Here is a 13,109-nt window from a genome sequence, read left to right as displayed (position 1 = left end):
AACGTTCGACACTCACCTGAGTTATCGAATTTGTGATCAGCTCAGAAATCATGTCCAACACCGTGCACTCAGGATGGGTGGGTTTTCTATTGGCGGTAAGACTAATTTTGTCCATGATACTGTCGGAAACCTTAGAAAATCTGATGCTGGGTTCAATGTCTCTCCGTGGCTCAACTCCTTAGATTTCAAAAGTTCTTCACAGTGCAAAGCCGCACTTCGAAAAGAGCTAGAACATCTCGGCTATGAAAAAATCGACTTGAAATGGCTTATTCGCTCCTTTGTTTGTGCTATGTACGAACGCCACGCTGCACTTCGAGCATTTTTAAAGCCCCAGGTTATAACCGCAGGTGAAAAAATAACCGCTGGATATGATTTCGCCAGCGCTGCCAAAAATAGTGAAGCAAAATACCTTGAGCTACGTGGTAAGGACGCGAAACGACCCATGAGAAATGACCTAGGTGCCATGGTTTTGAGGAGTTTTGAAACATACACATCATTTATTGCCTCGGAACGCTCATACGTGACGTCGCAGATCACGAGTTATTGTCAAATCTGGTGTTTGAGTATTGTTGGTCATGCGGTGATCTGGTCGGGGTTTGTGGTTTCGATTCCGTCTTTGAACGTGACGCCTGTGATGACTTTTGCGAGGTAGTCAAAGCCGCGTAGCTTCCTCCAATTTTGCTCAGCACATCTTAGGCTCAAGTTTCAAATGCAACACTCAGAGCCCTTTGGGCATAGGATGTTGTGATGGACATACGAAGCAAGCACCTCAGCAGCGAGGACCGTGGCGTGATATTAGCCGAGCATAATAGGGGCAGCAGTCAGCGGTTGATCGGCCAGCTTTTGCATCGCCCGGCGAGCACGATCTGCCGTGAGCTGGCGCGAGGTCGGCAGGAAGACGGCAGCTATTGCCCGCAAGCGGCGCGGCAGGCCTATGATGCCCGGCGTGCGCGCTGCCGCCGCGAGCGCAAGCTTGTGGAGGGGAGCGATCTTTATCGTTTTGTTCATGGCAAGCTCGTACATCTGCACTGGTCGCCTGAGCAGATTGCGCAGAGACTGCGTCTCATGAAGCCTGATGATCCATCCGCCCATGTGAGCCATGAGACCATCTATGCCGCGATTTACGCGCAGCCACGTGGTGGGCTGAAGGCGGCGATGATCGAGGCGTTGCGTCAAGCGAAGCCTAAGCGTGGGCTCAAGCGCAGGACAGCGGCGGGCAGTGCTATGGTCCCGGAATCATTGCGCATTATCAATCGCCCTGAAGAGATCGAAGCGCGACTGGTACCAGGCCATTGGGAGGGCGACCTCATCAAGGGCGCATTCAATCGCTCGTCAGTGGGGACCTTGGTCGAGCGCAAGACACGCTTTGTCATTCTTTGCAAAATGGACGGCAATGGGGCCGAGGCCGCGCTCGACAGCTTCACCCGCCAGATGAGACGACTACCCGCTGCTTTGCGCAAGAGCATGACCTATGAGAACGGCAGTGCAAAAGTGAGCCACGGAAGTGGCAGGATTATCTTGCTGCAGGCAAAGTAAAACTTTGCCACTTTAGTCTTTTCTGTTTTCAGGGAGGGCGGGGGTATTTTCAGCGTGGAACTTTACAGAAAGGTCCGCCTCGCACGTCGAGGTGGCATGAGCGAACGAGCAGCAGCCGTTCATTTTGGGATATCGCGCGCGAGCGTGAAGAAGATGATGAGCTTTTCGGTTCCGCCCGGATATCAACGAACTGCGAAGATCAAGCGGCCCAAGCTTGATGGCTTTACCGGCTTCATTGATCAATGGCTGCAAGACGATCTCAGCCGGAACCGTAAGCAACGCCACACGGCCAAGCGCATTTTTGAACGTCTGCGGGACGAGCATCAATTTCGAGGCGGGCAAACCACGGTCAAGAACTATGTCCGGGAACATGGCCGCCACCATCGAGAGATGTTTGTCCCACTGGCACATGCGCCTGGCCACGCTCAGGCGGATTTTGGCGAAGCGATGGTCGTAATCGGCGGTGTGGAGCAGAAGGCACATTTCTTTGCACTGGATCTGCCCTACAGCGACGCATGCTTTGTGCGTGCTTATCCTGCAGCGGTCTCCGAGGCCTGGGTTGATGGCCATGTCCATGCCTTTGCCTTCTTCGGGCGGGTGCCGCAGTCGGTTCTCTACGACAACGACCGGTGCCTTGTTGCGAAGATCCTGCCAGACGGTTCACGCAAGCGGACCAAACTGTTCAGCGGGTTTCTGTCGCATTACTTCATCCAGGATCGTTATGGTCGCCCGGGCAAGGGCAACGATAAAGGCGCCGTTGAGGGTCTGGTCGGATATGCCCGGCGCAACTTCATGGTGCCCATCCCTCATTTTGCCACGTGGGAGGCATTCAATCTTTGGCTGGAAGAGCAATGCCGCAAGCGCCAGAACGATGTCTTGCGCGGGCATAGCGACAGCATCGGGCAACGCTTGGCCCGCGATCTTGAGGCCATGATGGATCTGCCAGCATCTCCGTTCGATGCCTGTGATCAGGCCAGCGGCCAAGTGAACTCGCAAGCATTGGTGCGCTATAAAACCAACGATTATTCCGTTCCGGTTGCCTATAGCCATCGTGACGTCTGGCTACGCGGCTATGTCGATCAGGTTGTGATTGGCTGTGGTGGCGACGTCATTTCCCGCCACCCAAGGTGCTGGGACCGCGAAGACATGGTCTTTGACCCGATCCACTACTTGCCCCTGCTGGAGCAGAAGGCGGGCGCATTGGATCAAGCCGCCCCTTTGGCGGGCTGGGACTTGCCGGACGAATTTGCGACCCTGCGCCGCTTGATGGAAGCCCGAATGATCAAGGCAGGGCGGCGTGAGTATGTACAGGTCTTGCGGCTGCTGGAGACCTTCGAGATGGGGGACCTGCACATCGCCATCAAAAACGCGCTGCGCATGGGCGCAATTGGCTTTGATGCCGTCAAACATCTTGTGCTTTGCCAAGTCGAGCAGCGGCCACCCAAGCTGGATCTGGATGTCTATCCCTATCTGCCCAAGGCCAATGTCGGCACAACATCTGCAGCCAGTTACATGTCCTTGATGCGGGGGCAATCAGCATGACTGAAGCTCCCCAAATCCTTCTGGACCACCGCCTCAAATCGCTGCGGCTGCCGACCGTTCTGCGGGAATACAGCAAACTGGCCAAGCAAGCCGCAGCTGAGGGACTGGACCATGTGCAATTCCTTGCACGTCTAATCGAACTGGAGATGATTGACCGGGAACGCAGGATGATCGAGCGCAGGATCAAAGCCGCAAAGTTCCCAGCCGTTAAAAGTCTGGACAGCTTCGATTTCAAGGCGATCCCCGCCCTGAACAAGATGCAGGTGCTGGAGTTGGCGCGTTGCGAATGGATCGAACGGCGTGAGAATGTCATCTCGCTTGGCCCCTCGGGCACCGGCAAGACCCATGTCGCCTTGGGCCTTGGCCTATCAGCATGCCAGAAAGGCATGTCCGTTGGATTTGTCACCGCCGCCGCACTCGTCCATGAGCTGATGGAGGCCAGAGACGAACGCAGACTGCTACGGCTTCAAAAGCAGATGGTGGGTTACAAGCTGCTGATCATCGACGAGTTGGGCTTTGTGCCACTGAGCAAAACTGGCGCTGAGCTGCTGTTTGAATTGATCTCCCAACGCTACGAGCGCGGATCCACGCTAATCACAAGCAACCTGCCATTCGACGAATGGACAGAAACATTTGGGTCAGAACGCCTGACAGGCGCACTCCTCGACCGCCTGACCCACCACGTCAACATCCTAGAGATGAATGGCGAAAGCTACCGCCTTGGTCAGAGTAAGGCGCGTCAGGCAACGCCCAAAACCTGAACCTCAATCAGCATAGATTGGCCCTGACGGGCCAAAGCATCCGGGCAAACGCCAGCTATATGACAAGCGCGGCTGCCCGGATGCTGGCGCTCGTCTATACGCTGATTGTCCCAACCCCAAAGTGGCAACATTTTGCGCTGACCTTTGGCTCACTTTTACTCTGCCGTTGACAACCTACGACCGCGGCTCCGAAATGGCCTGCCACCCCGAACTCGCCAGACGGTTGAAGATCGATATCTGGTTCTGCGATCCGCATGCGCCTTGGCAGCGTGGCAGCAACGAGAACACCAACGGACTGCTGCGTCAGTACATGCCCAAAGGAACTGACCTGAACGGTGCAAGCCAAACATGGCTGAACGACGTTGCAAACCTGATGAACAACCGTCCGAGAAAAACTCTCGGTTGGAGAACACCCGCTGAAGCCATGGCCGACGAAATCGCGGCCTTCAAATCAACCGTTGCACTTGATGTTTGAATCCAAGCATTGCCCCAGTTTGAACATCATGTGCAGCATGCCATCGCGTGACAGGCAGCCCTTTGAACGCTTGGTACGATGCCGGATCGTCGCGAAGGCCGATTCAATTGGATTGCTAGTGCGGATGCTTTGCCAATGCTGCGCCGGGAAGTCGAAGAATGCCATGAGTTCCTCACGATCTTTTTGCAGGCATAGTGTGGCCTTGGGATATTTGGGTTCGTAGGTTTTGATGAACAGATCGAACGCCTTTTCTGCATCGACTTTGGTCTCGGCCTGCCAGATGTCGTGCAGCGCGGCCTTGGCTTTTGGCTGAGACAGCTTGGGTAAACAATTGAGCACGTTCATCGTTTTGTGTTGCCAACAGCGTTGATGGCGGGTCTCAGGATAGACTTCGTCCATGGCCGCCCAAAACCCCATGGCACCGTCCCCGATGGCCAGTTTGGGCGCATTCATGCCTCGGCTTTTGAGGTTAAGCAGAACCTCGCGCCAGCTCTGCGTGGACTCGCGCACCCCATCCTCAATTGCCAGAAATCGCTTCTTGCCACGGGCAGTTACCCCAATAATAACAAGGGCACAGAGCTTGTCATCCTCGCCCCGAAGGCCGCTGTGAACGCCGTCGGCCCAGATATAGACGATGGGCTCGTCATCTAACTCAGCGCCTTTCCAAGCCTCGTATTCATTGGCCCAATCGCGTTTTAAACGCGAAACCGTATTAGCCGACAAGCCAACGGCATCTGGGCCCAGAAGAACCTTGAGGGCGGGAGCCATCTCGCCGCTGGAGATCCCTTTGAGGTAAAGCCATGGCAAGGCCGCTTCCAGCGTCTTCGTGCGGCGCACATAGGGCGGCACCAGGGCAGACCGAAATGTCACCGGTGTGCCGTCCTTGGACCGAACCTTTGGAATGCGCACGCTCACAGGGCCAATGCCCGTTTGAAACGGGCGGGCCGGATGATGTCCATTACGCACGACTGCCGCGTGACCGGCATCGGTGCGTAAGCCGGTAAATTGCGCCAAATAACTGACAAGCTCAGCCTCAACTGCTGTCGCGATCAATTGTTGTGCTCCCGTTTTCAGCAACTCCGTCAACGCGTCCGTCATCTCGTCTCGACGCGCAAAATCAACAATGTTAGTAGTTCCCATGGTGGTGTATCTCCTTTGGTTGGGCTGCTGTCTTCCAACAACAATTCAACCAGATACGCCGCCAACCTTCAAACCACTCAAACACCAGATTCAGTCATAGCTCGCAGATCACACCAGAGGCCACTACTTACTCTGGCCAAGTTGATTCTTAGTCACAGCTTTTTCCGCGCGCCGTTCACTGGGTACAACACGCCGGCTTCTCCCAACGCCGCCCGGCAACCGCACCATCGAAGCCACGAGTGCGCGTTAGGCCGATAAGGCGATGAATGAAGGTCCGCATGGGCGCCAGAATCGCCTGAAACGGATCTTCAGTCTATTGGGTGTTGCACAGAGGCATCGGGGATGGACGTAAGCGTTTGTAATCTTTGGAGACGTGTTGCATGAGTTTGCGACACGCCAAAAACACGAAAACCGCCCGGATTTCGGCCTAAGCAATTGTTATCTTGTAGTATTTTTGGTTGTGGGAGAGCGATCAGGACAAAAAAAGTACCACAGATAAACTCGCAATAACCGTTTAGATGGTGTTATCAGACAAATACACAAATCTGATAAAAAATATTTTGCTATGCAGGAGCCATCCACACGCGACTTTCACTGCGATATTAGCCAGCGTCACCTCTGCCGTAAGATTTATTGTTTTTATTAGCCCAAATAAGCGACTTCTTTCGATGACAGTGTCTGAAACAAGCGGGTGTCTTGATTGTACTGCGCGGTTTCTCACAGCCCTCAAATCGCTTGTAATTGGCGCCAGACCCGTTTTGGCCTGAGTTTATCAGATCTGACATCATCGCGGTGTAAGCCATTCTTTCTTAACAGTCAGCTTTCAGGTAAGAGCTCAGATGGAAAGTCCTGATAGCTGATTGGCCGGAGCCAACGGTTGATGGCCATAGTGCCGACAGAGGTGGTCCGGCTGTCAGTTGCGGCTGGGTAAGGGCCACCGTGGGTCATAGCAGAAGCAACCTCGACGCCGGTCGGATAACCGTTACATAGAATGCGCCCTGCCCGTTCGCGCAGCGCGGGCAAAAGCGCGAGTGCTGCCTCGCGATCCGTCGGCATATCAAGTTGCAGCGTCGCCGTTAATTGTCCCTCAAGGGCCTCGGCCACAGCTACCATCTGATCCGCGTCATCACACGCCACGACCATGCCCGCAGCTCCAAAAATTTCATGGTGAAGATCTGGTGTCGCAAGCCATGTCGCTGCATCGGTCTTAAACGCGACTGGGCGGCCCATCCGGATGCCCCCTTCACCTGTCCCTACACCAAGAACCTCTAACTTGTTTGACATGCCCTCAACGGTATCTCGATAGGTCTCGCATATGCGGTCCGTCAGCATCTTTTGTGGAGCCGCCATAGTCAGAGCCGTGGCGACTGAAGTCTGCACCGCATCAAAGCCAGCGCTAGTTACGCCGATCAACACGCCTGGATTGGTGCAGAACTGCCCCGCGCCCATGGTCAAGGACCCGACCCAAGCCGCGCCAATCGCAGCGCCGCGCGAGGCAACGGCTCCGGGCAGACAAAAGACAGGATTTATGGATCCTAGCTCTCCAAAAAATGGAATTGGTACAGGACGGGCAGCGCATAGATTAAACAAAGCACGTCCAGCACCAAGCGACCCAGTAAAGCCAACAGCAGTGATCTCAGGATGTTGGACAAGGCTCGCCCCGACCTCATTCGCCGCGCCATGGACCATCTGGAACGTGGCTTTGGGCATGCCGCAGCGAGCAATTGCAGCCTCAATGGCTTTTGCTACCAGCTCTGCTGTGGCGGGGTGCGCCGGGTGACCTTTAACAATTACCGGACAGCCTGCAGCAAGTGCCGAGGCAGTATCGCCGCCTGCTGTAGAAAACGCCAACGGGAAATTCGAAGCGCCAAACACAACCACCGGGCCAAGCGGGATATGCGTCAAACGCAAGTCAGGACGGGCCAAGGGTTGGCGATCTGGCAAAGCCGGATCATGACGAGTTTCGGGATAGCTCTCAGACAGGATCAGATTCGCAAACATGCGCAATTGACCTGTTGTTCGTCCGCGTTCACCCACCAATCGCGCCTGAGGCAAACCAGATTCCGCAACGGCCGCCTCAGTAATTTGATCACCTCGCACGTCGATCTCTTCCGCGATGGCTTCTAGGAAAGTCGCGCGGTCCTGTGTCTTCGTTGAACTATAAGGCCGAAATGCGGCACGGGCAGCGCGGGCGGCAGCGCCGATCTGCACATCACTGACTTGGTGGACACCTGCCAGAGGGCTGTCGGGTGCGTCGAGTTGAGTGTCTGAAGAAACCCAAGTTCCATCGATGAAATGTAGTCCTGACAGCATGGGCATAATCCTATTTAATTGGGGCAATGCGCGTCTCGCGGTGGGTTACCGCAAGCCGCAATAGAAGGTTAAAGGCGTTGCGTGTCGCGCCCACATTGGCAACGCTTTGACCCGCAATATCAAACGCGGTACCATGGGCGGGGGTCACCACAGGGATCGGCAGCCCGCCTGCAACAGTCACGCCCCGGTCAAATCCCATAAGCTTGATCGCGATTTGGCCTTGATCATGATACATTGTGACGACTGCATCGACCTCACCAGCTTTGGCCTTTAGAAACACGGTATCGGATGGCCATGGACCTGACACATGCATATGCCGCCCTTGATATTCGGCTACGACAGGAGCCAGAATATCGATCTCTTCGCGCCCAAACTTACCGTTATCCCCCGCGTGGGGATTCAGCGCCGCGACGGCCACATGGGGCCGTGACTTACCTGCCTTCGCCAGCGTATCATGGGCCATCATAATAGCCTTGCGCACACCATCGGCGGTGATGTTATCCGCCACCTCGCGCAGACCAATGTGAGAGGTCACTCGAGTAGTCATCAGGTCATCCAGCACATTGACCTCGCTATGATATCCCTTAAATCCTAGATAGCGTGCCATATAGCGGTGCTCATCCTCGGCATTGAGGCCAGCGGCGGTTAAGGCCGCTTTATTGAACGGCCCAAACAGGACGCCGTCCACAATACCTGCGACGGCCAGATCGAGTGCTTGGTCGAGAGTGCGAAGCGCGCTTTTGCCACTCTGTATCGTGACTTCGGCGACCTTTACGTCAGCCACATCTATAGTTTCCATCTCCAACTGGCGAAGACCCGAGAATTCCGCCAAATTAGCCCACGCAATCGGATCAAGCTGCAGTCTTACACCCGCCTGCCGCGCACCTTGTTCCCAAATATGTGTATCGCCAACAAGCAAGATATCCGCTGCCTCGCTCACGCCGTCGCTTGCAAGAAGTTGGGCAATTAATTCGGGGCCAATACCGGACGGATCGCCAGGAATGATAGCAATTTTAGGTTTGGTCATGTGCCTATTTTCCACTCTTAAGGGCGCGTTCAAATATCGCCTCAGCGATGTTGGTCTCAGCAGTCTTCAAGTGTTTCTTGAGGGCCTGAGAGGCCCCTGCTTCGTCCCGCGCCAGCAGCGCCTGCACAATCCTGGAATGTTCTTGCGTAGTGCTTGCTCGACTGACTGTCCGTTGCGAGGACATGAAGCGTGCGCGCCAAAGCCGCGCGTTGTATCGTCCGTGTGTCTCAATCAGCGCTGCATTACCTGAGGCCAGCACAATGGCATTATGGAACGCCATATCACGGTTAAACGACATCATCTTATCGCCGTCTGCGCGTTCGACGATCTCACGGTTCAATATGTCGATCCCATGCAATTGTGCGTCGGTTGTATTGATGCACGCCAGTTCACCAGCGAGTGCCTCTAGCGCACCTTGAACGCGGAGGTAATCGCAGATTTCTTCTAAGGAGGGGTCGGCCACGAACGGGCGACGTGACGCAGTGTAGTCCACAAGGCCGTCATTGGCCAAAAGCTTGATGGCCTCACGCATTGGTGTGCGGCTTACCCCCAAGGCTTCAGCCAGATCACGTTCGGGCAGGGCGGTGCCGGGCGCTAGCCGTTCCAGCAGAATCATCTCGCGGATTTTCTCCGCTGCGTCCTCTGCGAGACTAAGTGAGCGGGTTACACCGCCAACCCCAGAAAGTGCTTGTTTCAAGTCTTCCATGGCTGGCATCTTAACGTCCCCAATTTAAAGCGATAGGTTGCAATGGGCGCACCAGCTCCAGCAGTTGCGCACGGGTATCAGGGTGAAGTGGTGAAATCGGATGGCGGCAAAATTCACTGCCAATAACGCCGCCTTCTACCATGACTGCCTTGGCCGAACGGAATCCGCATTGACGGTTTTCAAAATTGATAGATGGTAGGACACGCGCATAGGCGGCCTGCGCTGCATCCCGGTCTCCTGAAGCATGGTGGGCCAGAACCAGCTTGATCTGGTCAGGGATCATGGCAGACGTCATCGCCCCTGTCGCCCCACCATCCAGATCAGCCATCAAAGTTATCGCCTCTTCGCCGTCGAACGGACCCTCAATTGCATCGCCGCCTTCCGCAATCAACGCACGTATTTTGGAGGCCGCTTGTGGGCACTCGATCTTGAAAAGCTTCACCATTTCAATCTCGCGCGCCATCCGAACCAACAGCGGCACAGGCAAATCAACGCCGGACAATGGCGCATCTTGCACCATGATCGGCAGGCCAACTTCACCCACACGGGCGAATTGATCATAGGTTTGCTCTGCTGTGCCGCGCATCAGCGCGCCGTGATAAGGCGGCATCATCATCACCATCTCCGCGCCGTGAGCTTTGGCGTGGTTTGCACGACCTACGGCGATCTGTGTGGCATAGTGGCTAATCGTGACAATCGTAGGCACGCGCCTCGCCACATGGGCAAGACTACGTTCCGTCAGCAGACGTCGTTCTTCATCGGTAATCAGAAACTGCTCCGAGAAATTTGCAAGGATACAAATGCCATCGCTGCCCTGATCAATTATGCAATCGAGCACACGTTCCATGCCTTCATAATCAACGGCGCCATTGGGGTGAAACGGCGTCGGCGCTACGGGCCAAATTCCACTGTAAATATTCATCCGCGTCTACTCCTCAATCTCAAAGTCATTCAAATGCCTGTCAGACAGACTTAGCCCTAAGCCAGGCACAGTGTCATCCAACTGCAGGAACCCGTTTTCAGCCACAGGATCACCGTCGAAGACATAATAAAAAAGCTCGTTCCCGACCTCGACATCAAACACAGGAAAATATTCTGAGATCGGGCAATTCACGTTCGCCATGGTGAGGTGGTAATTGTGCATTTGGCCTGCATGGGGGATCACTGGTACTTGGTAGGCCTCAGCCAATGCGTTGATCTTCTGCGCCGCCGTAATGCCTCCCACCCGATTGGTATCGTACTGAATGACGCTTACTGCACGCAGATCGAGCAGCTGCCGGAAGCCCATCAGTGAGAACTCATGCTCCCCACCCGATATCGGGATCGGCCCGCGGTTCAACTCTGCATAGCCGTGGATGTCGTCGGCGATCACGGGCTCTTCCAACCACCGCGGCTCGTACTTCTCCAACTTCGGTAGCATCCGGCGTGTATAATCGAGGTTCCACCCCATGTAACATTCCAGCATTAAGTCAACGTTATAGCCGATTACCTCCCGCACGGCCTCCACCCGTTTAAGGTTCTCGCGCATGCCTGCCATGCCATCCTTTGGGCCAAACCCAAAGCGCATCTTATAGCCTTGATAGTTACTTTTCTGTGCCTCAGCTGCCTCGGCCTGCATCGCATCAATGGGCCCAGAATAGAGCTTGGAGTAATAAACCGGGATCGACTCTTTCGTGCGCCCTCCAAGCAGCTTGAACACTGGCTTTCCCGTCAGCTTGCCCATCAGATCCCAGATCGCAATATCGACCGCAGAGATCGCCGTCATGCCAATGCCTTTACGCCCCCAAGCGTGGGTCTTGCGGTACATCTTTTCCCACAGATAAGCGTAGTCGAATGGATCTTCGCCAATCACCATTGGAGCCAAATATTGATCGATTGTCGCCTTCACCAAATTAGGTGCCAGCGCTGCGTTTCCAATGCCGATGGTGCCATCTTCGCACTCAATTTCGCAAGTCAGCCATTGGTGGAAACGGAAGCTTCCCATAGCGTCGCCTCGCTCGTAAAGAGCATCACCCGCATTGGTGCAGAAACTTCCTTGGGGAGGAACAGTTTTACCGGTCCAGTTCCATACTTTGGTTCGGACAGATTTGATCTTGGTCATAAGGTTATTCTCCCATTGACTTGAGCGGATCGCGCTGCGTAAAGAGCCTGCGCCAAATGGCAGACCCAAACAGTGCGAGGAAGGTTAAAGCGAAGAATAAAATGCAAAGTGGGCGGGTCAGCATCAACCACCATTGATCATCGAGCATGATCAATGACTGGCCAAGGCGCTTTTCCAACATCCCGCCCAAAATAAGTCCAATGGCAAGCGGCACAACCGAATAGCCAAAGCGCCGCATGAAGTAGCCAAGAAAACCTGCACCAATCGCGATCCAGACATCGATGATGGATTGATCAAGCGCATAAGCCCCGACAATCGAGAACGTGAAAACGATGGGCCACAGGATTGGAATTGGTACGAAACTGATCCGCGCAAACAGCTTGGCGCCAAACAGGCCCACAAAAATAAACAAGATGTTCACAAACATCATCGACCAAAAAATGGCGTAGGCAAACACAGCCTGCTCAGTGAACATAGTCGGCCCGGGTTGCAGCCCGTGGATCATCATGCCAGCGAGGATCACCGCAGCGGTTGGGCTGCCTGGAATACCAAGCGCAAGGGTCGGCACCATGGCGCCGCCAGTAGCAGCATTGTTGGCAGCCTCAGAACCGGCAATGCCTTCAATCGCTCCTTTGCCGAATTCTTCAGGCGTCTTGGACCAGCGCCGTGCCTCGTTATAGCCGATCATTGATGCAACTGTGGCTCCCTCCGCAGGCAAGATACCAATGAAGGTACCAATGCCAGAGGATCGAAGAATAGTTTTCCAGACCTTCTTGTAGTCCGCGAGGCTTGGCAACTTTATAGCCTTCATCTTTATTTGCTGACGCTCAACTGACAATCGGCCTGCTTGAACAAGCAGCTCCGAAATACCGAAAAGGCCGATCATTACAGGCACAAATCCGATGCCCTCGGTTAGCTCCGACATCCCGTAGGTGAAGCGGTCTACGGTGGTAAGAAGGTCTTTGCCAACAGTTGCAGCCAGCACTCCAACCGCACCAGCAATCAGGTTCTTTATTGGAGATCCATCTCCAATGGTTGCCAACATTGATAAGCCAAAGACAGTGAGCGCAAAGTACTCCGGTGGCGCAAAATTATAGGCAGCACGCGCCATCAAAGGAGCTGCTGCCATTAGGCACAGGATCGACACAATGCCACCAAAAGTAGAAGACACCGTAGCCATTCCAAGCGCGCGGCCCGCTTCGCCGCGCAGCGCCATCGGGTAGCCGTCAAGGCAGGTCGTCGCACTTGCCGAGGTGCCGGGTGTGTTAATCAAGATCGCCGTGATCGCGCCTGCAAAGGTGGCGGAGCAATAAATCGTCGTCAGGACGGCGATAGCAGGGATCGGGTCCATCGTAATGGTGAACGGCAGCATTAACGCCGCCCCTGTGGTGGCGTTCAACCCAGGCAGCGCGCCGATGATGACGCCTGCCAAGGTGGCCGCGAAAAGAATGATCAGAAGTTGCGGATCAGCGATGGCCAAAAGGCCTGAAATAAGATCATTCATGAGT

At 54.8% G+C, this 13,109-nt stretch carries 9 protein-coding genes and 3 pseudogenes; 5 read left to right on the top strand and 7 right to left on the bottom strand.

Translation table 11 applies throughout. The annotated features are described in order from the left end of the window. Positions 1 to 73 precede the first annotated feature (73 nt). The 5 genes and pseudogenes from OA238_RS32560 to OA238_RS06870 form a co-directional block, all read left to right on the top strand. Positions 74 to 652, top strand: a complete 579-nt coding sequence (locus OA238_RS32560; protein ID WP_044036431.1) for a hypothetical protein — start codon at positions 74 to 76, stop codon at positions 650 to 652. 95 nt (positions 653 to 747) lie between these two features. Beyond that, positions 748 to 1,500: pseudogene (locus tag OA238_RS06885) on the top strand (IS30 family transposase); the annotation flags it as partial. Between the two features lie 90 nt (positions 1,501 to 1,590). Continuing rightward, positions 1,591 to 3,078, top strand: coding sequence for an IS21 family transposase (istA, locus tag OA238_RS06880; RefSeq protein ID WP_044036328.1), 1,488 nt, complete (start codon positions 1,591 to 1,593; stop codon positions 3,076 to 3,078). Next, entirely contained in the window at positions 3,075 to 3,839 is a 765-nt protein-coding gene (gene istB / locus OA238_RS06875; protein WP_015494275.1) for an IS21-like element helper ATPase IstB, read from the top strand. Before istA ends, istB begins: the two co-directional genes overlap by 4 nt. 172 nt (positions 3,840 to 4,011) lie before the next feature. Continuing rightward, positions 4,012 to 4,314, top strand: a pseudogene (locus OA238_RS06870) (IS30 family transposase); the annotation flags it as partial. Here the strand turns inward: OA238_RS06870 and OA238_RS06865 are convergent. The 7 genes and pseudogenes from OA238_RS06865 to OA238_RS06835 all read right to left on the bottom strand — a co-directional run. After that, positions 4,309 to 5,454 (bottom strand): annotated as a pseudogene (locus OA238_RS06865) (IS256-like element ISOan6 family transposase); the annotation flags it as partial. The pseudogenes OA238_RS06870 and OA238_RS06865 overlap by 6 nt on opposite strands. 816 nt (positions 5,455 to 6,270) lie before the next feature. After that, on the bottom strand, positions 6,271 to 7,767 hold the full coding sequence (locus OA238_RS06860) for an aldehyde dehydrogenase (NADP(+)) (RefSeq protein ID WP_015494630.1): 1,497 nt from the start codon (positions 7,765 to 7,767) through the stop codon (positions 6,271 to 6,273). A gap of 10 nt (positions 7,768 to 7,777) precedes the next feature. Next, positions 7,778 to 8,794: a 4-hydroxythreonine-4-phosphate dehydrogenase PdxA gene (locus OA238_RS06855; protein ID WP_015494629.1), complete on the bottom strand. Its 1,017-nt coding sequence runs from the start codon at positions 8,792 to 8,794 to the stop codon at positions 7,778 to 7,780. Positions 8,795 to 8,798: 4 nt separating this feature from the next. Continuing rightward, the gene (locus OA238_RS06850; RefSeq protein ID WP_217591576.1) at positions 8,799 to 9,500 is read right to left on the bottom strand and encodes a GntR family transcriptional regulator; all 702 of its coding nucleotides are present in this window, start codon (positions 9,498 to 9,500) and stop codon (positions 8,799 to 8,801) included. Between the two features lie 10 nt (positions 9,501 to 9,510). Then, positions 9,511 to 10,422: a dihydrodipicolinate synthase family protein gene (locus OA238_RS06845; protein WP_015494627.1), complete on the bottom strand. Its 912-nt coding sequence runs from the start codon at positions 10,420 to 10,422 to the stop codon at positions 9,511 to 9,513. A 6-nt stretch (positions 10,423 to 10,428) separates the two neighbouring features. Beyond that, positions 10,429 to 11,601: an L-rhamnonate dehydratase gene (locus OA238_RS06840; protein ID WP_015494626.1), complete on the bottom strand. Its 1,173-nt coding sequence runs from the start codon at positions 11,599 to 11,601 to the stop codon at positions 10,429 to 10,431. Positions 11,602 to 11,605: 4 nt separating this feature from the next. Further along, the gene (locus OA238_RS06835) at positions 11,606 to 13,105 is read right to left on the bottom strand and encodes a tripartite tricarboxylate transporter permease (protein ID WP_015494625.1); all 1,500 of its coding nucleotides are present in this window, start codon (positions 13,103 to 13,105) and stop codon (positions 11,606 to 11,608) included. Positions 13,106 to 13,109 lie beyond the last annotated feature (4 nt).

It is taken from the genome of Octadecabacter arcticus 238, assembly GCF_000155735.2.
Taxonomy (GTDB): Bacteria; Pseudomonadota; Alphaproteobacteria; order Rhodobacterales; family Rhodobacteraceae; genus Octadecabacter; species Octadecabacter arcticus.
This window is presented reverse-complemented; position numbering and strand designations above follow the sequence as displayed.